The sequence below is a fragment of the Synechococcus sp. W60.1 genome (genome assembly GCF_047461575.1).
GTDB lineage: Bacteria > Cyanobacteriota > Cyanobacteriia > Thermostichales > Thermostichaceae > Thermostichus.
The window spans coordinates 110,934-131,787 of the sequence record NZ_JANSHL010000002.1 but is presented as its reverse complement, the minus strand read 5'-3'; the positions used below and the strand labels follow the sequence as shown (position 1 = coordinate 131,787).

At 58.5% G+C, this 20,854-nt stretch carries 19 protein-coding genes and 1 tRNA gene; 11 read left to right on the top strand and 9 right to left on the bottom strand.

The window, feature by feature from the left end; translation table 11 throughout:
* Window positions 1–52 precede the first annotated feature (52 nt).
* Together NW805_RS02675 and NW805_RS02670 are read right to left on the bottom strand one after the other, a co-directional pair.
* Window positions 53–1,378 (bottom strand): FIST N-terminal domain-containing protein, encoded by a 1,326-nt coding sequence (locus NW805_RS02675; protein WP_011433416.1) that lies wholly within the window; start codon window positions 1,376–1,378, stop codon window positions 53–55.
* Between the two features lie 107 nt (window positions 1,379–1,485).
* The gene (locus NW805_RS02670; RefSeq protein WP_414421562.1) at window positions 1,486–3,168 is read right to left on the bottom strand and encodes a LysM peptidoglycan-binding domain-containing protein; all 1,683 of its coding nucleotides are present in this window, start codon (window positions 3,166–3,168) and stop codon (window positions 1,486–1,488) included.
* Between the two features lie 340 nt (window positions 3,169–3,508).
* On the opposite strand from NW805_RS02670, the gene cysS reads away from it, so the two are divergent.
* The 5 genes from cysS to NW805_RS02645 all read left to right on the top strand — a co-directional run bounded on the left by cysS (window position 3,509) and on the right by NW805_RS02645 (window position 11,618).
* Window positions 3,509–5,092 carry a cysteine--tRNA ligase gene (cysS, locus tag NW805_RS02665; RefSeq protein ID WP_414421561.1) on the top strand — a complete coding sequence of 528 codons (1,584 nt, stop codon included), beginning with the start codon at window positions 3,509–3,511 and terminating at the stop codon, window positions 5,090–5,092.
* 152 nt (window positions 5,093–5,244) lie between these two features.
* On the top strand, window positions 5,245–7,908 hold the full coding sequence (locus NW805_RS02660) for a TIGR03960 family B12-binding radical SAM protein (RefSeq protein WP_414421560.1): 2,664 nt from the start codon (window positions 5,245–5,247) through the stop codon (window positions 7,906–7,908).
* A gap of 766 nt (window positions 7,909–8,674) precedes the next feature.
* The gene (locus NW805_RS02655; RefSeq protein WP_414421559.1) at window positions 8,675–10,855 is read left to right on the top strand and encodes an Rne/Rng family ribonuclease; all 2,181 of its coding nucleotides are present in this window, start codon (window positions 8,675–8,677) and stop codon (window positions 10,853–10,855) included.
* Window positions 10,856–10,890: 35 nt separating this feature from the next.
* Complete coding sequence (locus NW805_RS02650) at window positions 10,891–11,532, top strand: ribonuclease HII (protein ID WP_414421558.1); 642 nt, start codon at window positions 10,891–10,893, stop codon at window positions 11,530–11,532.
* 12 nt (window positions 11,533–11,544) lie between these two features.
* Window positions 11,545–11,618, top strand: a tRNA-Arg gene (locus tag NW805_RS02645).
* Between the two features lie 17 nt (window positions 11,619–11,635).
* Here NW805_RS02645 and msrP read toward each other — a convergent pair.
* The 6 genes from msrP to gvpA all read right to left on the bottom strand — a co-directional run bounded on the left by msrP (window position 11,636) and on the right by gvpA (window position 16,297).
* Window positions 11,636–12,592, bottom strand: coding sequence for a protein-methionine-sulfoxide reductase catalytic subunit MsrP (msrP, locus tag NW805_RS02640; RefSeq protein ID WP_414343713.1), 957 nt, complete (start codon window positions 12,590–12,592; stop codon window positions 11,636–11,638).
* Between the two features lie 324 nt (window positions 12,593–12,916).
* A complete protein-coding gene (locus tag NW805_RS02635) occupies window positions 12,917–13,336 on the bottom strand; it encodes an LptA/OstA family protein (protein ID WP_414421557.1) in 420 nt (139 codons plus the stop codon).
* A gap of 74 nt (window positions 13,337–13,410) precedes the next feature.
* Window positions 13,411–13,746 carry a gas vesicle protein gene (locus NW805_RS02630; protein WP_011433425.1) on the bottom strand — a complete coding sequence of 112 codons (336 nt, stop codon included), beginning with the start codon at window positions 13,744–13,746 and terminating at the stop codon, window positions 13,411–13,413.
* A gap of 41 nt (window positions 13,747–13,787) precedes the next feature.
* Window positions 13,788–14,672 (bottom strand): gas vesicle protein GvpN, encoded by an 885-nt coding sequence (gene gvpN, locus NW805_RS02625; RefSeq protein ID WP_011433426.1) that lies wholly within the window; start codon window positions 14,670–14,672, stop codon window positions 13,788–13,790.
* Between the two features lie 79 nt (window positions 14,673–14,751).
* On the bottom strand, window positions 14,752–15,783 hold the full coding sequence (gene gvpC / locus NW805_RS02620) for a gas vesicle protein GvpC (RefSeq protein ID WP_414421556.1): 1,032 nt from the start codon (window positions 15,781–15,783) through the stop codon (window positions 14,752–14,754).
* 295 nt (window positions 15,784–16,078) lie between these two features.
* Window positions 16,079–16,297 carry a gas vesicle structural protein GvpA gene (gvpA, locus tag NW805_RS02615; protein WP_011429717.1) on the bottom strand — a complete coding sequence of 73 codons (219 nt, stop codon included), beginning with the start codon at window positions 16,295–16,297 and terminating at the stop codon, window positions 16,079–16,081.
* A gap of 406 nt (window positions 16,298–16,703) precedes the next feature.
* Between gvpA and NW805_RS02610 the strand changes: the two genes are divergently transcribed.
* The 6 genes from NW805_RS02610 (at window position 16,704) to aroH (ending at window position 19,975) form a co-directional block, all read left to right on the top strand.
* Window positions 16,704–16,925, top strand: coding sequence for an Hfq-related RNA-binding protein (locus NW805_RS02610; RefSeq protein WP_414421555.1), 222 nt, complete (start codon window positions 16,704–16,706; stop codon window positions 16,923–16,925).
* A 189-nt stretch (window positions 16,926–17,114) separates the two neighbouring features.
* A complete protein-coding gene (locus NW805_RS02605) occupies window positions 17,115–17,798 on the top strand; it encodes a V4R domain-containing protein (protein WP_414380835.1) in 684 nt (227 codons plus the stop codon).
* Window positions 17,795–18,046 carry a hypothetical protein gene (locus NW805_RS02600; protein WP_414421554.1) on the top strand — a complete coding sequence of 84 codons (252 nt, stop codon included), beginning with the start codon at window positions 17,795–17,797 and terminating at the stop codon, window positions 18,044–18,046. Before NW805_RS02605 ends, NW805_RS02600 begins: the two co-directional genes overlap by 4 nt.
* A gap of 36 nt (window positions 18,047–18,082) precedes the next feature.
* On the top strand, window positions 18,083–18,541 hold the full coding sequence (locus NW805_RS02595) for a hypothetical protein (protein ID WP_414417972.1): 459 nt from the start codon (window positions 18,083–18,085) through the stop codon (window positions 18,539–18,541).
* Between the two features lie 269 nt (window positions 18,542–18,810).
* Window positions 18,811–19,497 (top strand): V4R domain-containing protein, encoded by a 687-nt coding sequence (locus NW805_RS02590; protein ID WP_414421553.1) that lies wholly within the window; start codon window positions 18,811–18,813, stop codon window positions 19,495–19,497.
* A 103-nt stretch (window positions 19,498–19,600) separates the two neighbouring features.
* The gene (gene aroH / locus NW805_RS02585; protein WP_011433434.1) at window positions 19,601–19,975 is read left to right on the top strand and encodes a chorismate mutase; all 375 of its coding nucleotides are present in this window, start codon (window positions 19,601–19,603) and stop codon (window positions 19,973–19,975) included.
* A gap of 385 nt (window positions 19,976–20,360) precedes the next feature.
* Here the strand turns inward: aroH and NW805_RS02580 are convergent, their stop codons facing one another.
* Entirely contained in the window at window positions 20,361–20,762 is a 402-nt protein-coding gene (locus tag NW805_RS02580; protein WP_414330894.1) for a hypothetical protein, read from the bottom strand.
* Window positions 20,763–20,854 lie beyond the last annotated feature (92 nt).

The window sequence follows — 20,854 nt, the reverse complement described above, 5'->3', positions numbered from 1 at the left end:
AGATCCTCAGTTTATCTAATTTTGCCGGCTCTTAGGGCAAGGGATCCCCCCTCTAGTGGGCGGGCCGGAAGATCCCGAAGCAGGAAGTGTAGCCGTGTAAAAAGGTGGATCCCCCAACGGGGCCGATCTCACCATTGCAAAAGAACCCCCCCAAGGGCAGCTCTCCAAGCAATTCCCGAAACCGTTGCGAGTCAAAATCGGGAGTGCCGTACAGGCCCTTGCCTCGCCCCAAACAGGAGAACATCAACGCCCCACAAGGCTCCGGCCTCGGTTGAGAGGGGCTTTGCCTCAAGTTGCGCTCGGCACAATAGCGGCTGAGGGCCCAACGCAGATCTTCTGCCGAAGTCTGGGCATCCCGCAGATGAAATTGCACCGTCTGGCCAGGGCGCACCTGATCCCCGATGGCCAGCGCCCCCACGCGCGGATCAACGCCCAAGATTACGCGAATGAGGAAATCTCCCGGCGTCGGCTCCGACTTGAACTCATCCATCAGCAGGCCGATGAAGAGAGAGTGGCGGGCCAATCGCTGATCCACGGGACTGAGCCGCTCTGCCAAGTCCTGCAAAACCGCTAGAGGAGGGCGACCCTCCAAGCCAAGAATCACATTCCCCTCTGCTTCCGTCACCCGCAAGGGATCCCCAATGGGGCGACACCCCTGGGCCACCACTGCATCCAGCACCACATTGCCGTAGAGCGCTAGCCCCACTGTGCCCTCTCGATACAGCTCCCGCCGAGGTGTGAGGGTACGCGCATCCAGCAAAAACAGAGCATTGCCCCGAGGGCCGCGGCCCCCACTGGCCAATCCCCCCACTTTGACGGATCCCGGATAGGCGAAATCCAACCCCTGCAGCAACTCTGAGATGCCAGAGGAAAATCCATCGGCCAAGAGCAAAAAATGAGGCTTGCTCTGCGGCGAAACCCCAACACAATCGACCCAGGCAGAAGGAGCCGCATCCAAGTCTGGCAATTGGTTCCCCCGCAGATGAAAAGGATGCAGCACCACCTCCGGCATGACCGCCAAAGACAAGGAGAGAGCCGGGCCATCCTCAATTTCATGCCCGCCACCCACAATGCCACCCCCGGAGCAGCCGATCAAAACGTCCACCTCCAGCAGCCCCGACAGCAATGGCAACACCCGGATGTATTCGCTGGCAAAGGCCGCCGACACAAACAAAACCCCCAGGTTGGGCCGCAGAGGCTGAGAGGGAACATACCCTGTCAGCAGCCCCGGCAAGCTGCCGGATCCCACCGTCTGCACCTGCCGACTCAAGGCACTTTTCAGCTGGGCCGCCTGAAGCTTGGCCTTGGCTTCCTCCACCACCTGCCGCAGAGCCGCTTCTAGGGAAGGGAGCTGGGAGAGCGCGTTCACCCACTGCATCGGCGTGTTCCTACGGTCTGGAGTTTGCTGTCTTTAGGCTAGCTGTCTTTAGGCTAGCAATTTATGGCCAGGCTGGCTGTTCTGTGTAGTCTCGCTTTGGGACAGGATCAGGGCAGATAGGGCCGGGGATCCACAGGTGCGCCCCCGCCGGGGCGGACTTCAAAGTGCAGATGCGGCCCTGTGCTCCAGCCAGTGCTGCCGCGGCTCATGATTGTCTGCCCCTGCTGCACGTACTGGCCTGTGGAAACGTAAATCTGATGGCCGTGGGCATAGCGAGTAACAATTCCGTTGGGATGGCGAATGTCCACTCGATTGCCGTAGCCATCCCCAGCACTCCCCGCGAAGATCACCACTCCCTCCTGAACGGCTACAATGGGGGATCCCACGGGGCCAGGAATATCTACCCCTGCATGAAGGCGACCGCGACGGTAGCCAAAGCCAGAGGTGATTTGCCCGGAGACCGGCCAGACAAACCCACTGCTGCGAACCTGGGGAGGGGCTGGAGGGGGCGCTGGCGGAGCCTGTCGGGCGGGAGCTGGGGTGGGCTGCGTACCCGGCGCCGGAATCGTAAGGCGTTGGCCAATGCGCAGCCAGTGGGGATTGCGCAAGTTGTTGGCTTGAATAATGGATCGCTGAGTTACCCCATAGCGGGCGGCGATCCGTTCGATGGTGTCACCGGCTCCAACTGTGTGGGTCAGGGATCCACCGGCCAAGAGGGCCTGCCGTTCTTGTTCCATTTGCTGGGCCCGGCGTTGCTGCTCCGCCTGTAATCGAGCTTGGGCTTCGGCTTGGCGTTGGGCTTCCTCCTCTTGCTGGCGGCGCTCTTCCTCTTCGCGAGCTTTCTGGGCAGCGATCATCTCCTTCTGACGCTGGATCAACTCGCCCACATCGCCGGGGATGAGCAGGCGTTGGCCAATGCGCAGATATTCCGGGCGATCCAGAGGAGTCGCTTCGATAATCCGCTGCTGGGGAACTCGGTAGCGGTTGGCAATGTCCTCCAGTGTGTCTCCCTGCTTGACGGTGTAGATCAATCCCGGCTGGCTGGGGATGAGGAGAACTTGCCCCGGCTTCAGCTCAGTACTGGCCTGAATACCATTGGAGACGGTGATGGCAGCCGCGTCGAGCTGATACATCTGGGTCAGTTGCCAGAGGGTTTCCCCCGGCTGAATTTCATGCTCCAGAATGCCTCTGGGCCCTTCTCCTGTCGGGATTCGCCCTTCTGCGAAGGCTTGGCGCAGCTGCTCCTTTTTCCGCTCGTAGTTTTGCTGCAGAGCGCCAGATAGCGTATGCACAGAGGGTGGGATCGGCTCTACCGCCGGAGACAGGGGGCGATTCAACTGTCGCTGCTGTAGGGTAGCGACTCCGGCCAAGCCCAGCATCAGCAAAAGACCAGTGGCCCAAGCCGGATATCCCCAACGCGCAGGAGCAGAATCCCCCGGCTCTGGATGGGCTGTCTCAGGCTCGGTTGGGCACCTGGGGGTGGCCGGCAGCTGCTCTTCCCCAGCTTCTGCGCAGGGATCCGCCTCCAGCTTCAGAAGCCATACCAGGCCCGTTAAGCTGAGAGAGAGGGCCAAACCAACCCATCTTGGCTTCGACCGCCCAGAGAGAGGGGCTGGAGCCCACTCCAGAAGATAGGCTTCCTCGGCAGATGAATCCGCAGAAGTCCAGGACTGTTCTGAAGGGATCCCTGCCGAGCCCTTTGGGGGTGGGGGGGAAAGGGTGCTCACGGCAGCACCGCGGAAATCCAGCTCCCCGTTTTGGGGATTGGGGAAAGTGGGTTTTAAAGGCATCCTCACACCAACAGGCTGACACTAGAGTGCAAGAGAAGAAGATGTCAAAATGAGGGGCACAAGCCCCTTGGCACCGAGCACCCCAGGGGTGACTCAAGCCGGGGTGGAGCTCGCTAATGAACAGGCTGGCTCGCACTCAGGTTAGAGTACCGTAGTTAACAAATCTAGACAAGTCTTGGCAGATAATTTCAGCCAAAATGCTTGCCCCACAATGGTTCCAGCCCTTGGCCCGTTGAGATTTTGTCGAGCCTCATCCGATTCAAGACAAAGTGCGCCATCGTCTTTTTTTGGAAGACAAAGCCTGTTTTGCTGTAGCTGAAACTACAAACTAGGGATACCCATGGATTTGGTTGTCTATAACACATTGACTCGCCGCAAGGAAGTGTTTCAGCCGCTGGCAGCAGGTGGATCTCAATCCGTTTCCGTCGGCAATTCCCAGGGATCTGCAGCTCCAGTTGCGGAGGAGAAGCCCCTGGTGCGGATGTATGTCTGTGGTGTAACGGTTTACGACCTCTGCCACCTCGGCCATGCGCGTACCTACGTGGTTTGGGACATGGTGCGTCGCTACTTGGAGTGGCGCGGCTACCGAGTGAAGTATGTGCAGAATTTTACCGATGTGGACGACAAGATCCTCAAGCGGGCGTTGGAACGTGGCGAATCCATGCAAGCGGTGGCGGAGCGCTTCATCGCCGAATATTTCCAGGACATGGATCGCCTGAACATCAAGCGGGCCGATCTCTACCCGAGGGCAACGCAATCGCTGCAAGCCATGTTCCAGTTGATCCAATCTTTGGAGCTCAAAGGCTTTGCCTACCGGGTACGGGATCCGATTCGACACCAGACCGACCAGTCTTCCCTCCTGCAAGCGGGACACCAGCCAGAGACCCCCGCCTCTGTTCAGTACTCTGTTTACTACTCTGTCCGCAAGTTCCCGGATTACGGCCAGCTATCCGGTCGAAAACTGGAGGAGATGGAGGCGGGAGCCAGTGGCCGGGTAGGAGAAGAAGGAGCTGAGAAACAGGATCCCTTCGACTTTGCCCTTTGGAAAGCGGCCCCCCCTTCTGAGCCGGGGTTTGCCTCCCCTTGGGGTTGGGGGCGACCGGGCTGGCACATCGAATGTTCCGCCATGGTGCGGGAGACCCTGGGAGATCACATCGACATTCACGCCGGCGGGGCAGATTTGATTTTCCCCCACCACGAAAATGAGCTGGCCCAATCGGAGCCAATCACTGGCAAGCCGATGGCCAAGTACTGGATGCACAACGGTTTTCTCAACATCAACGGCGAGAAAATGTCCAAATCTTTGGGCAACTTCACCACCCTGCGACAGGCCCTCGCCGTCTATCACCCCATGGCCTTGCGGCTGTTTCTGTTGCAGACCCACTACCGTAGCCCCATAGATCTCACCGAGGCAGCCATGCAGGCGGCTAGCCGTGGCTGGGAAACCCTCCAGAAAGGGATCCACTGTGCCCAGCACTTCTGCAAAGAAGAAAAGGGATCCCCTGATGCTGAGGCCATGCAAGCCTTTCAAGCTGCTATGGACGATGATTTTGGCACCCCTGGAGCGCTGGCTGTCGCCTTTGAATTGGCCAAAGAACTCACCCGCGAACACAACCTGCTCACCCATCAAGGCCAAACCCACCTAGAGCCTCAGGCCCTGAGGCAAAAAAGCGCCGCTCTGCTGGAGATTTTGGCTACTTTGGGATTCTGTTGGCCCTCATTCTCTGAATTCGAGGGATCCAAAGAAGCAGCTACAAATGGGGAACTTAACTTTAAAAAAATCGAGGAGCTGATCGCGCAGCGCTCGGCAGCCCGCAAGGCCAAAAACTTTGCCGAAGCCGATCGCATTCGGGATCAGTTGAAAGCCTTCGGCATCACCCTCATCGATCAAAAAGATGGCACCACCCGTTGGCTGCGAGAATAGGGGTTGAGGAGCATTCCTCGGGCTCATTCGAAATGGATATGGCTGTAACCTAGGGGCTCAGAGGGGCAAAGTGCTTCTCCCTTCGTTTGGGTTGCTGGAAAAGTTCGGCTAGAGTCAGATCAGTGACTGTGTCAACGTCTCGGCGGATCTCAATGCTTTCTCCAGCTACCGCGCAAACTGATCTGAGTCCCATCGATCTGGATTGCCTGCTCACCCCTGAGATTCAGCGGCCAGCCCGCTACTTGGGCAAAGAGTTTGGCGCCGTCCACCGTCCTTGGGATTCGGCACGGGTGCGTTGGGTGCTGAGCTATCCAGAGTTGTACGAGGTGGGAGCTTCCAACCTAGGCCACCTCATCCTCTACAACATCCTCAACGCTCAGCCGGATCAACTGTGTGACCGCACCTACTTGCCAGGCCCGGATTTGGCTGCCCGCCTGCGGCAGTTGGGGATCCCGCTGTTTGCCGTGGAGTCCCGCCGTCCTCTGCGCGCTTTCCATATCATTGGCTTCAGCCTGGCCTACGAGCTGGGGGGCACCAACATTCTGGAGATGCTGGATCTGGCCGGGATCCCGCTCAGGTGGTCGGAACGGCAGCCCTTTACCCCGGAAGAGTGCCCTCTGATCTTTGCCGGCGGGCCAACCGCCACTTCCAACCCGGAGCCTTTTGCCGACTTTTTCGATTTCTTCGTCTTCGGAGATGGGGAAGAGGTGCTGCCGGAAATTGGCCAAGTGCTGGCCGGATCCCTGTCCCAGCCTCGCCGGGCAGTGTTGCTGGAGCTGGCGCAGGTGCCGGGGGTGTACGTGCCCCAGTTTTACGAGGGGATCCCACCGCGGCCCATCGTGCCTGGGGTGCCGGAGCGCATCCGCCGTCGGGTGGCCCTGCCTCAACCCCAATACTCCGTCGGCCTGGTGCCTTTGGTGGAAACCGTCCACGACCGCCTGGTGATGGAAGTGCGGCGGGGCTGCACACGGGGCTGCCGATTTTGCCAGCCGGGAATGCTTACCCGCCCAGCGCGGGATGTGGATCCGGAAGCAGTGGTGGAGGCTGTGGTGCAGGGCTTGCGCAAGACCGGCTACAGCGAATTTTCCCTCTCCTCCCTTAGCTGCTCCGACTACCTTTCCCTGCCGGCGGTGGGAGCGGAGCTGCACAACCGTCTCCTCAGAGAACACATTGCCCTTTCCCTGCCCAGCCAGCGGGTGGATCGCTTTGATGAGCAAATTGCCGCCATCATGAAGGGATCCCGCCGCTCCGGCCTCACCTTTGCCCCCGAAGCTGGCACGCAACGGCTGCGGGACATCATCAACAAGGGCCTCACCGATGCCGACTTGATTCGCGGCATTCGCACCGCCGTCCAAGAGGGCTGGGACAAAATCAAGCTCTATTTCATGATTGGCCTGCCCGGCGAGACCGACGCCGATGTCCTGGGGATTGCCCGCACCGTCGAGATGTTGCAGCGAGAATGTGCAGCCCTGGGTCGCAAGCGGGTGGAGTTTACCCTCACCCTCTCCAACTTCACCCCCAAGCCCCACACCCCCTTCCAGTGGCACCGGGTGGACTACGCCGACGTGCAGCGGAAGCAGGCCCTGCTGCAGAAGGAGCTGCGGCGGCTGCGGGGCGTCAAAGCCCACTTCACCGACATCCGCTTCAGCATCCTGGAAGACTTTATTGGCAAAGGGGATCGCTCCCTGGGACAGATGATCGAGCGGGCCTGGCAGGCTGGGGCCGGCATGGACGCCTGGTGGGAAAACATCGACGCCGCCTACGCTGCCTGGGTGAGGGCCTACTGCGGCGAAGCCGTGGATCTCAGTGCCGACCCGGTCGCCCTCTGCGCCCGTCTCCCCATCCGCGAACTGGGCCTGGAGGATCCCTTGCCCTGGGATCACATCGATACCGGCATCGACAAAAAATGGCTGCAAAAAGACTACCGCCGCGCCCTGGAAGCCCTCACCGTGGAAGACTGCTCCTTCGAGGGCTGTTCCGCCTGCGGCATTTGCGGCTCCGGCTTCGGCCACAACATCGTCATCCCGCCCCCACCCGTCCCACCCCTGCAGAGCAAACCCACCCCCACCCCGGATCCCCTGGAGCCGGAGCCACCTGCCCAGCGTTTCCGCATCACCTACGGCAAAACCGGGGATCTGCGCTGGCTGGGCCACCTGGATCTCATGCGCCTGTGGGAACGGGCCTGTCGGCGAGCGGGGTTACCTCTGGCCTTCAGCGGCGGCTACCACCCCATGCCCCGCCTGGCCAACGCCAACGCTCTGCCCATTGGCCAGGAAGGCTATGGCGAAATCCTGGATCTGGAGCTGCTGGATCGGCCTGAAGGTCCTCTGACGCCTGAGAAACTGCGCGCCCTTCTGAGCGAACAGCTGCCCCCGGAGATCCCCATCCAAGCCGTCCAAGAAATTAGCCTTCGGGATCCCTCGGCCACCGCAGCCGTTTACGCCGCCGAATATCAGCTCACGGTGAGCTGCGAGTTGCCCAAAGCCGTTCACGGCAGCGGGACGGAGTCCTCTTGGCCTGCCTGGGGCACCCAGATCCTAGACGCGCAGGAAATCTGGATTGAAAAAACCTCCAAGTCTGGCAAGTCCTCTCCCTTCAATGCCCGCGCCCTGCTTTACTACCTAGAGTTTCAGGGCCTGACCCCCGAGGGCAGCGCTTGCCTCCTTTACCGGGGCAGTTGCCGCAACGACGGTGCCTACCTGCGGCCCACCCATCTGGTTCAAATGGCCGAGTCATTGGGGTTGCCCCACTGGACACTACAGACGGCAAAGCGGCTGCGCCTGTTGTGGGAGAACCCCCTAGCCGATCCAGATTGAGCACTTCCTCTGGGAGCAACCCAAGGGCTAAGGGTCTGTCTGGGCTGAGGGATCCCACAAGCGCTATAATGCTGCTATTGCTGGCTCCTGCCGCTGTGGGGCTCGCCAAGCATCAACTTGACCAAGGGCGGGGTGAGCAGCAGGCAAAAGCTGGGCCGGATTCTGGAATGGAGACACTCTTAACTCAGTACCCAGGGCAGGTAACAGGCGTGATGGGGTCGAGTCGATAGGTGCAACAGAAAAGTGTGCCTCTTCGACCTAGCCCAGATCTAACCAGAAAATTTTACCCTGAGAAGGTGCTTCTTTCCGCGCGCAAACCCTGTCTTGTTGTGGACTATCGCTACGCGACGCTTTCGCGAACAGGCTGGGCCGCACAACTGGGGTTCTGCAATGGGCCAGCGTTCGATCTCCCGAGGCGGAGCCGTCTTGCTCCCTGAGCCTATCGATTGAGCCCATCCATGAATCTCCATGCAAACCTCACCGAATCCATTCATCCCATCCGATGAGTTTTCCTTCCAATCAGCAGAAGCCCCCCGCTGTACCCACCAGAGCCAGCATTGGGTAGTTCACATGCACTTAAACTCACCTCACCCATTGGAGAGGAAACAAAGCCAAGCGTCAAAGCAGAGCTGAGGGTAATGGACAGCCCCATGACGACTCGATCCTGGTTAAAGAAACTTGAGCAGATCCCAGCAAAAGGACAACACCTCGCCAGAATGAGGGTTCAACCCGTAACCGCGTGCCCTTGGGGCGGGGAGGGAAGTTAATGCCCAGGCAGATTGTCATTGCCGAGCAACATCGAGTGGCAGCCGTCTTCGCCGAAGATCAAGTGCAGGAGCTGATCGTCGCCAGCGGCGCTCACCAAGTGGGAGACGTTTACGTCGGAATCATCGAGAACGTTCTGCCCAGCATCGATGCCGCTTTCGTCAACATCGGCCCTGCAGAGCGCAATGGGTTTATCCACGTCAGCGACCTGGGCCCGCTGCGCCTCAAGCGAAGTCATGCCTCGATTTCTGAGCTGGTCTTGCCGCAGCAAAAGGTGCTGGTACAGGTGATGAAAGAGCCTACCGGCAACAAAGGGCCAAGGCTTACCGGAGATTTGGCCTTTCCAGGGCGGTATTTGGTGTTGCGACCCTACGGAAAAGGCGTTCATCTGTCCCGCCGCATCGAGGATCGAGAAGAACGCAACCGTTTGAAGTCGCTGGCCATTTTGATTAAACCCCCGCAGATGGGCCTGTTGGTGCGCACCGAAGCGGAAGGTGTGTCCGAAGAAGCGATGATCGACGACCTGGAGCAATTGAAGAAACTCTGGGAAGATATTCAACAGCAGTATCAGGCAGCACGGGGGCCGGGGCTACTCAACCGGGATGACGACTTTATTCAGCGGGTGCTGCGGGATGTTTACTCCGACGATGTGAACCGTATTGTGACCGACTCTGCGGCAGGAGCGAAGCGAGTCCGTAGCTATCTGCAGGGCTGGAACAAGGGCCAAATGCCCCCTGGTGTCGTTGTCGATGCCCACCGCGAGCCCACCCCCATTCTGGAGTATTTTCGGGTCAACGCGGTTATTCGGCAGGCGCTGCGGCCACGGGTGGATCTGCCCTCTGGTGGCTACATCATCATCGAGCCCACCGAGGCCCTGACGGTAATTGATGTTAACTCGGGCTCCTTCACCCAATCGGCCACTTCTCGGGAGACAGTGCTGTGGACAAACTGTGAGGCGGCTACCGAGATTGCCCGCCAATTGAGGCTGCGCAACATTGCCGGTGTGATTGTGGTGGACTTCATCGATATGGATTCCCGCCGCGACCAGTTGCTGGTTTTGGAGCATTTTAACAAGGCCCTCTCCAGCGACAAAGCTCGCCCACAGGTGGTCCAACTGTCGGAATTGGGGCTGGTGGAGCTCACCCGCAAACGGCAGGGGCAAAGCCTTTACGAGATCTTCGGCTATTCTTGCCCCACCTGTGAGGGGCTGGGGATCCTAGCCCGCTTGCCGGGGGCCGAGCCAGGGCATCTGTTAACAATAGAAAGCGGCCTGACGGTAACGCTACCCACCGAGGCGGAAGGAGGGGATGAGGAAGAGGCCGGCCCGATCCTGCCCCGCGATGGCAACCCCCAACGGGCACGCCTGCGAGTGGGGAGCGATGGGCTGTCTCGAGGCGATAGCCGTGCGCTGCTGCGGCGGTCGCGATCTGCCCCCGGACAACGACGCCCCAGCCCGGATCCCTTTTCGCCCTTTGCCACCCCGGTCGATCTGGAAGAGGAGCCACGGGTTGAAACAGGACGCAAGCGTCCCCGCGAAGACTGGGGGGATCCCCGCACCGGCCAGCGCCTCGTTGCCCGGAGCCTGGATACTCCTGTAGAAGAGGAAGCCCCAGAGCCGATGCAACTGCCAGGGGGCGGAGCAGACCTAAAGCGTCAAGAACCCCGCCGTTCTGGCCGTGGGGAAGAGGCAGAATCCACCGCACGCAAAGACCACGCTCCCCCAGCCCGCACCGTTCGCGCCAGCGGGACGGAGTCCTCAGAAGGCCGTCCGGCCCCGGTACGGCAAACGGTCACCGTGGAGATGACCCCGCTGCAACAACGGGTCTACTCGGAGCTGGGGCTGTCGCCGCTGTTGCTCCTTGACCAGCCGCCGCCTTGGGGCCGAGACACGGCGGTTAGGGTGGTTCTGCCGGGAACTCTAGAGGCGGAAAGTCCGCCCAGGATGGAGACTGAGGCAACTTCTCAGACAGAGGAGTTTGCACCCGAACCGGATGCCTTGCAGGAGAAGGAGCCGCTGGATACCGTTTCTCCACCCGAACCCTCGGAACCCGAAATCTCCTCTGCTGAATCGTTCCCGTCAGCCGTGCAGAGCAGCTTGGCCGAGCCAGCGGCGGAACTGGGGATTAGCCCTGCCCAGCAATCTCCGGCAGCCTCTAGGCGACGGCGCTCCCGCAGCAGTTAGCCGCCGCTCCCAAGCCCAGGGGCAGGCATGGGAGTATGGTGGAGCGGGCAAGGCCGAGTTTGATCTGGGAGGGATCCCTTTGGCAGCAAGGGATCCTGCGAGTGGCGGGGGTGGATGAGGTGGGGCGGGGGGCCCTGGCCGGGCCGGTAGTGGCAGCGGCGGTGATTTTGCCCGCCCAGATGGATCCCAAAGCACTGGAGGGAGTGAGGGATTCCAAACAACTGCGTCCGCAGCAACGGGCTCAATGGGCGGAACGGATTCGGCAGGTGGCCCTGGCCGTGGGTATTGGCAGTGCCTCTGCTGCTGAGATCGACCGGCTCAACATTCGACGGGCCACGGTGCTGGCCATGCAGCGGGCTTTGGCCGAGTTAGATCCCATCGACCACATTTTGGTGGATGGATTGCCGCTGGCCGAGCTGGGATCCCGGCAAACGGCCCTGGTCAAGGGGGATCAAATCAGCCTCTCCATTGCCGCCGCTTCAGTTGTGGCCAAAGTCTGGCGAGATGCCTTGATGCAGAGCTGGGATCGGCAGTACCCCGGCTACGGCTGGCGCACCAACGCTGGCTATGGCACGCGGGAGCACCGACTGGCGTTGCAGAACTTGGGGCCCACCCCGCAGCACCGCCGCAGCTTTGCCCCCTTGGCAGAGCTGAAGATCAGCAGATATGATGGTTAATGCAGTTGCATTGCCCACGTAGCTCAGTGGACTAGAGCACTGGGTTCCGGTCCCAGGTGTCGGAGGTTCGAATCCTTTCGTGGGCGTCTTCAGGCATATAAGTTCAGCCATATAAGTGGGCAACATACTCTCCGTACCCGTTGTAGGGCAAGGTGGGAACGATTTGCCACTGGGAACGGGATCCGAAACCGATCAAGACTTCCTGCTCCTGTGACCAGCGGGGGTGGGGCACCCTAGGATCCACATTGGCCTCAAATCCATACTCCTCAGGGGCGAGGGTATTCCAAAACGTAGAGGGTTGATGATCCAAAAGCTCGATTTTGACGATGGATTTTCCCCCCTTAAAGCCATACTTCCAGGGAACTACCATGCGAATTGGCGCTCCGTGCTGTTTGGGCAACGGCTTGCCATAAACGCCGAGGGCAAAAAAGGCCAACTCGTTGGCCATTTCCTCGATCCGCAACCCTTCCGTGTAGGGCCAAGGCAAGTTGGGGGGCCAGATTGGGCCAGGCATAATTTCCGGATCGTAAAAGGAAGTGAAGCGGACAAATCGAGCCGTCGGCAAGGGATCCACCCGTTCCAGCAGCAGCCGCATCGGAAAGCCCAACCACGGCACCACCATCGCCCAGGCTTCCACACAGCGAAAGCGATAGATGCGCTCTTCGAGGGGGAAGTTAAACAGATCTTCCAGGCCCAACCGCTGAGGATGCCGCACCAGTCCGGTAATCTCGACAGTCCAGGGATCCGTGGGCAAAGCCTGTGCAGCCCGCCAGACGCGCTTTCCGGAGCCAAACTCGTAAAAGTTGTTGTAACGGGCAGCTACAATCTCCTCGGTGACGGGCCTGCCCACATCCGAAAAGTGGGGGTTGAGTGGGATCCCCCTCAGCTCTCGTTCTACCGAGGGAGCAGCTCCCCTGCTGCCAAACCCAAAAATAGAAAAACTGGCTCCCACCCCAACGGATCCCAGTTGCGCTAGAAATTGCCGCCGGCTGAAAAACATCTCTTCTGGAGTGACCTGTGCCTCTCGTTGCCAGGGGTGAGGAACTCGGATCCCGAACATCCATCAGCCATCCTTTGATTCAGAGTCAGGGAAAAAGTCTGCCGCCCGAACTACTACATCCTAAATGAATTACTACATCCTAAACAGATCTAAGCCGACATTCCCCGAGCTCGTTTCCAGCGCTGCCCCATGTGTAGTCATTTCAAATGTAGTCATTTCAAACAGCAATGAAACGATTTGTTATGTCTGTCCCTGGCTCCCCTCTCCTTTTGAGAGAGGGGTTGGGGGTGAGGGAAACCCTGCAGGCTGGGATGATCGGTGACGAAATCACGGTATAGTCGTGTTGGCTGAGTCCGTGCTGCTGGAAAAAAGTGTGGGGATCAGCTAAGGACTTGAGCTGGGCTCCGGCAAAACGTAGATGGACTCCACTTGCCGCCCTGCCGATGGCACTGCCTGGATGGTGCCCTTGTCGATGTGGTAAATGACTTTCTCCGCTTGCAACTGATTCTCCCCTTGGTTGATGATGACCTGGCCCTCCAGCTCAATGCGTTGCTCCTGGCTGTAATACACAGCTCTTTGGGCGCGGGCCGTAAGCCGCTCGGCAGGAAAACTGAGGGTGACATTGCCAATGGCCGTAAAAACCCCTGTGTTGGCGTTGGCCTCCTGCACATCGGCGCTGATGCTGATGGCACGGGGATTCTGACCCCAAGCCGGGATCCCAAGGGCCAGCACCACACCCACAGCCCAGCCCAGCGTCCCTAGCCGCTGCCAACCCTTCCGGTCAAACGCCAGCTCCAAAGCCATGCCCCATCACCCCGTCAAACCACCACAGCAGCCAGTCTAGCCCGTCAATCCAGGTCACAATGGCGGGGGGCAGCCTATGGGTCCGTTCCCTTTCCCCCCTGGGGCAGAGCTTGGGCAAGCTGTCTTTCCAATTCGGCAACGCGCTGCATGAGCTGTCGGTTGGCTTCCAGCAGCTCCCGCGCCTGGCTGTTGAGGTAAGGATCCGACTCCCACCAATTGATGCCGATCTCCTTGGCCTTATCCACCGAAGAAATCAGCAGGCGAATGCGCACATTCAGCAACTCCACATTGCCCACCGAAACGGTGATGTCTCCGGCGATCACAATGCCCTTGTCCAGCACCCGCTCCAGCACATCGGCCAGCGAGGAGCCGTGAGTAGCCGTGGTCAAGGGTTGAGAGCTAATCGGCACAGGGTTAATCGACCTCCAAAGTGTACCAACAGGCAAAAGACTCAGCCAGGCAGTTGGTCTAGCAGATAATTCAGCAGCTGGGATCCCTCTTCATAGCGCTTGCCAGCCCGGGGCAACAGCACATCCGCACACAAAGCGCGAAAATCGGCATTCTCTTTGCTAACTGCCAGCTCATGTTCCTTGACAATGCGCCCGATCATCAAACAACTGCGCAGGCTGGGGTGGCGCGTCAGATCCAACTTGCGGCGAAAAGCCCGCACAATGTGGACGATCTTGAGGGCGTCGGGGCCGGATAAGCCTATTCGCGAGGTGAGAATCTCCTTTTCGGTCTCGATGTCCGGCTCCCCCATATCGATGGTGATCATCCGATCCAGCAGCGCATCTTGGGCCCTGTGAACCCCGGTATATTCCTCCGGGTTAGAGGTAAAAATGGCCCGGAACTGGGGATGCACCCGCAGATATTCCGAGCGGTTGCTGTCCGGCGGCAACACCAGCAGCCTCTCCTCCAAGGCACTCAGGAGAGCATTGTTGGCCTCAGGGCGGGAGCGATTGAACTCGTCGTAGATGAGGGTAAACCCCTCTCGGCAAGCCAAGGTGAGGCGGGCATCCACCCAGCGCTGCTGCACATCCTCCTCCGTCTTCACCACCGAGTGAATGAAGTTGTCCACCACCCGCCGATGGGTAAAACCGGTGCGCCCCCCAATGAGGTCGGAAGAATCGAAGCGGTCATCCCCATAGATCAGCATGATGGGGCGGCCCAGCAGGCTGGCCAGATGCATCGCCAAAGTGGTTTTGCCCGTACCCGAAGGCCCCCGCAAATGCACCGCAAAGCCCGATTGCAAATAGCGCAAAGCGCGGCGGGTAATCCGCTCAATGTAGGGGGTGTTCACGAACTGGCGGGGACGCGCCTGCAGAACCGTGGCCATGGAGATACTCAACCTCTTTGCTGCCCTAGACTCCTTTGCCTTGACTATAGCCCGGATGTTCTTCCTGCGCTCGGCACAACTAAACTGCGACCGTCCCCGACACCATGCGCCGCAGCGTAGCCAAGATTTCCGAGGGATCCAACCCCAGATCCACCGCGCCGCGGGCCAACAAATCCCGCACCCGTTCCCGATCCCCAATTACCTGCAGCAGGGTCAGGTTGGGATCCTGTGCTTGTAGGGCACTCACATAGTTGTTGACGTAAGCGAGGATGGGATCCGCTTGTTCCTCAGCCCTAGGCGGAACTTCAGGGGGTTCAGGCGTTATTAAACCCTCCGAGGGCTGGGGCTGGGGAACAGAGACGGGAGCAGGCGGCTCCACCGGAGCTTGGTCTTCGGCTATGGGCGTTGAGTCAGAGGCAGATATTGGCGCCTCACCGGCAATCTCAACGGAACTGCCAGAACCTTCACCGGAAATGGAGACCTCAGGTTCTGGGGCGAGGACAGGGATCCCATTGCCCCACACCTGCTTATGCAACTCCGCCCGGAAAGTGGCCAGGGATCCCCGCAGGGCCTGGGCCTGGGCTTGCTGTTCCTGAGCCATCTGAGCCAGCTCCTGTCGAGCCATTTGCCGGAGAGCCTGCACCCACTGCCGCAAATCGGCGCAAAAAGACTGCCGCGCTTGCTGAGTTTCGCCGGCCATCGCCTGCCGAGCCTGCGTATAGGTGCTCAGCAAATGCTCCACAGCCGCAGTCAAGTTAGCCCGGAAAGCCTGCAATTGCTGCCGGCTGACTTCCAATTGAGCAGCTCGTTCCTGCTCCAGGCGAGCCAGACTCTCTGCCACCGACTTGGCCCGCTGAGCCGCCGCTTCCGAACGGGAGCATTCGTCCAGGGATCGCCTCACAGCCCGCTCCTGCCTCAGTTTCTGCAATTGGCTGCGGGTTTGCTCCGTCTGGTGCCGTATTGCTTCTTGTCGTTGCTGGCGGCGCTGCCCCAGCTCAACCATCAGGGCTTGGTGCTGCTCTAGGCGCTGCTGCCGGGATCGGCTTAACAAACTTCGATTCTGAGCCACCCGCTGGCTGCGAGCTATGGCCCATTGTTCCTGCAAACTCATGGTGTTCAATCCCTTACGTCGTGTTCAATGCTTGGGTGGATACAGCTTCTCTGCCCCTTCAAACTCGATATCCAGCTATCATGCCAGTCTGCAGCCCAACACGTCTGCAAGACTCGATCCCTGAACGAAACCCATGAGAGCAAGGCAGAGACCGGCGGTGGATCCCTGCCTCGCTTTCCGACGGCTAGCTTCCTACGCCTCCGCCCAGAGAGCATAACTCATCCAACCATTGCGATGCTCAAGGCGAGAGGGTTGTGGGCACTTTCCTTGGTTGAGTGATTTTGGTTAGGCAGATTTAGACGGCAGGAGCAGCAGCAGTAGCCGTCAGACCCACAGCCTCAGCGTACTTCAGGTAGGTTTCCACAGAAGCCACAACGACGCGGGCTTCAATGGCCAACAGCTCGATCCCAACCAAAGAAACCCGCACCCAGGCATCGACAACGATACCTTTGTCCAAGATGCGATCGATCACTTCGGCCAAGCTGGACGAGGAGTTCACTTTCTCAACTGCCATAACGATCTCTCCTGCACTGATACTGCTGATACTGATGAGGGTTGAAAAGGACAGACAACTCGGCGGCAAAATGGCATGTAGAAGGGATCCCAGCTGAGGATTCACCTTCCCTAGGGCGACAGCCGCACCCTCTATCACCCTAGCCCTATTGTGCTGGCTTTTTTCGGGGAGAACACCCGTAGATTCGCTTAAAAAAGACGGCGAACTCGAAAGGTTTACCGCTTTTCTAAGCGCCATCCCCCCTACATAGTACTCGCCAGCAGAAAAAATGGGCAAAGATGAGGGCGAGTTTTGAGCCCAAGTTGTGGAAGTGTGGTGGAGGGGCAGTGGGAAGCGGCAGGGATCCCCTATACTGGGGGCAGTGGGCTTGCTGACATACCGTTTCTCGCTGGCTGATAGGGCTGTCGTGACCGATTTCAACACCGGGATCCCGAGCGTGCGTCGCCTGCAGAAGGTCATCAAGGATCGGGAAACCCTCGAGGTCAAACTCAATACCGGAGATGTCTTCGTCGGCCAGTTGCGCTGGCAGGATCCCGATTGCCTCTGTTTAGCCGATGCCGAGGGGCGGGAGTCGCTGCTGTGGCGGTCTGCCATTGCTTTTGTCAAGGTCAGGCCCCGATCTCAGTAGTGCTCCAGATCCCTCTACGGCTCTTCTTCCCCATTCTTGAACAAATCTTTACAACTCTTTTCTTTATAACAACTCAAGACTTTTCTGCCTCGCTTTGAGGGTGGTCGTCTCTAGGTCTCTAGGTAAACATGCCAGTTAAGAAGGGTATGATAAGGAGTGTTAAAAAACGTGCTCTCTCCTCACCCAACCATGACGACCTCCCCCATTGAGATACCGCTTCAGCCCGCCGCCCAACGGCACAATCACTACAGCCGCGAAGACTTTTTCCGCTTTAATCTCTCCCAGGGATCCCTTGTGGACTGGACGGGTGCCCGCAATGTCTTGGTGAGCGAAGACTTTATTCTGGGCTTGCAGCAGGGCCTGGAAGAAGAAGTGGGAGATGCCTCAGCTTCTCTGATGTACACCATCGGTCAAGAGTGGGGACGCAACGATGCTGTCCATTTTTCCCGCTGGTTTGAGGAGGAATATCGGCGCCACCCCAAGCAGAGTAATCTCATGTTTCTCTTGGAAACCTGGTGGTGGCCTCTGACCTCCCAAGGATGGGGGCGCTGGGAGGTGGAGACCGAGAGTCGGCGGCAAGGGTTTATTTTCATCAACCTCTTTGACTCCGCCGTGGCCCGCACCCTGGGGGATGTGGGCAAACCTGTCTGTCATCTTTACGCCGGATTATTTGCCGGCTTTTTTAGCACCATGGTGGAACGGCAGCTCAACTGCATCGAGATCCAGTGCTATTCTATGGGGGAAAGCTACTGCAAGTTTTTGCTAGGCAGCAAAGATCGCATTGATGCGGCTGCCTTCTGGCTAAACGAAGGGGCCAGTGCCAGCGAAATTGCCCAAAAATTGCGTTCAGGCCAGGGAGTAGCCAAGGCATGACCTGGAAGATTACTTTAGAGGATTCGGTGCAGAGCTTTTTTGCCCGTCTAAATTGGGATAACCGCCCCCTACAGATGCGCTCTCTGCCGATGCCTTTTCTGCAAGTGCGGGAGCATTTTGGTTCCATCCCCTGGGCGGGGGATCCCCTGAGTTTGGCTACGCATTCTCTGGGATCCCTGTCGGCAGCACCAGAACCCGAGCCGGCAGAAGAACAGATCACCTTGGCAGATCTGTTCAGCTTGTTTTGAGTCTCCTAGCACCCACTGACATCCGGAAGAAGCGAGATGGTAAGCCCCTTGGAGCAGATGCTGATCGAGTCGGAAGCCCGCTACCTCAAGCCAGAGGAGCTGGAGCATCTGAAGGCCTATGTTCTCGGCTGGCCAAAACGACAACATGTGTACCGAGTTTTGCGGGAACGGGAGAGCCAGGTGGTGAGCCAAACCCTGAATGCCCTGCAAAAAGAGATGCCCGACCTTTCCCCCCAAGTGTTGGATCTGTGTCGGCGGCACCTGTTGTTGTTGCTGCGTCACAGCGCTATGGCCATGCTGCTGCAGGACGAAAACCTCCTGAAAGAGCGGCTGCTCGAGTGGATGGAGGAAGAGGTGCGCCTGTACGGGCTGCAGAGGGTTTATGAGGTTGCCTATCGGATTTTCCAGCAAGAGCTGAGAGACCATTTGGCTCCTGGAGAGTTGGAGTTTATCCGCCCTTTGATCACCCAGGTACAGGTGGCCTTGCTGTTTTAGAGCTAGATACTTTTTTGCTTTTTGCATTTTTCGGTGCTAGAGCGCTCTATCTCAACTAGCCGGAGACTTCAGTGTCGTTGGAGTTAATGTTAGCGTTGTAGTAAATCTGCCCAAGGGGTATTCAATTGCTGGAGGGATCGCCATAAGATTTGGAGCGTAAACAACCGTTCTCCCAGCTCAACAACCAACGAACTGTCAACTGCACCCTGCTCCTATTTGGATGCTTAAAGCTCAATAACGACTTGGATTGGATAACCAGGGGATCCCTTATGACCGGCACTAGCTCTATCTCCAATGGCTCAGTCACCTTTGATCCCTACACGCCCGTTTTGGCCAACTACTACACACCCAGCGCTTATCTGCGAAGCGATTTGGAATCGGGCTTACTGGAAAGTCGCCACGGTGAACGTCTCTTGGCCCTTCCAGAGGCATTGCTGCGGGGCATCTACACGGGCCTGGAATACGAGACTGGCCAGGCTGCTCGTTTGGTATTGCGCAACTGTGGTCGGATGTGGGGCAAGGAGTTTTTCCGCCGTTTTGCCCAAGAACTCTCCGACTACTACCAGAAGCCTTTGGCCGAGCTAGAGATGGGCCTTTTCCTGCAAAGTCTGAGACAAGCTTGGAAAACTCATGGCTGGGGATTGATCGAGATCGACTGGACTTACAAAGATCAAGGAGTGCTGGTGGTGTCGATTCGCAATTCCCCCTTCGCTGCTGTCACCCCTCCCCATTTCAAGCGGCCGATGGGCTTTCTGGAGGCAGGGCTGTTGGCCACCTGGTTTAGCCAGCTAACCGGCCAGGATTTGCTCTGCGTGCAAACTGCCAGCGAGGCTTTGGGAGCAGAGAGCAATTTGTTTGTCGTGACCGCTGCCGCCCGCCTCAAAGAAGGAGAAGCCTGGGTGGACTCCGGCCTCAGCCACGAGCAGATCCTGGAAAAGCTCCTGCAACCCAGATAGGTGACAGGAGCCGGTTTCCTCCAGAGGGATGGGATCCCAACAGGGATGAGTCTGTATAATTTTCTGGAAGCAAGGCGAGCTCAAGCGCGCGAGGGTGTGGCCATTGGGGTGGCGAGTCAGAGCAATTCGGGGAGCCATCACCGTACCTACAAACAGTGCCGAGGCCATTGGCGCGGCGGTGGCTGAGCTGCTGGATACGCTAGAGCACCGCAACGCCCTCGATCCGGCTGAACTAGTCAGCGTTATTTTTTCCGTTACCCCTGATTTAAATGCAGCTTTTCCCGCCCAGTTTGCTCGTCGTCGCCCCGGTTGGGAGTCGGTGCCTCTGTTGGATGTGCAACAGATGGAGGTGAGCGGCGACTTACCCCGTTGCATTCGGGTTTTGATCCAGTTGAATACTCCACTTGCTCAAGCGGACATGCAGCATGTTTATCTGCGAGGTGCCCGCGAGTTAAGGCCAGATCTCAGCACTGTTTGATCGATCCATACAGCACCAGCACAGGGTTGACACTCTCACCGACTAAAGTCGGGGGATTTCTACACTGGAGGTGGGACAGTCTGTTGCCATGGGCAACATGGGGCATGATGGATCCCGGATTTGCCCCGCTTATTCTGGGGGAAAAGAATGGCTTAACTCAAGTTGATCCGGGTCGTATCACTACTGATTTGGGAAGGCGCAGAACATCCAGATTCACTCATAGACTTACTTGGACTTACAGTCATTATTAAACAGGTATGAAACATTTCCATCCAGCTCCCCTTTCTTTTTGGGAGATGGGGTGATGGCAGCGGCACAGAGCACTTGGGGGGCTTCTCAATTAGCTTAAAATGACTCTACTTAAGATAAGAGTAGATCTGAGAGCTCAAGGAGACAGCTTTTCTCGCAGACGGTTTTCCCACTGTTGCAGTTGCTCTTGGCGAGCGGCCACCTCTGCTTCGCGACGGCTCAGCTCTTGGCTTTGCCGAGTCAAGGATTGCCGCCAGCTTTCAATCTCCGACAGATCCACCAGACTGTGGGTTCGGGATAGGTTGTGCAACATCTCCACCAGCTTCATGGCTGCCTCTTCCACCCGCCGTACCTGCCGCTCTTCCGAAAGCTCAACCAGCAGCAACACCCCAATGTTGTAAGGGCCAACCTCTTTGCAGGTGACCCCTTCTGGCTTGCGCAGCGGCATCCAAACCCCGTCCTCGGCCTGCCGGGCCAAGAGCTGCAGCTCCCCCTGGCCGAAGAGACTTTTTTTGTGTACCCGTGCCAGATACAGCATGGAACATGCAGGAAGATGCTGCCGATTTTAGCACCGATCCCTTTTATTGAAGAGGGATCCCGTCCCTACACCCAAACCTGGGTTTTGTTGTC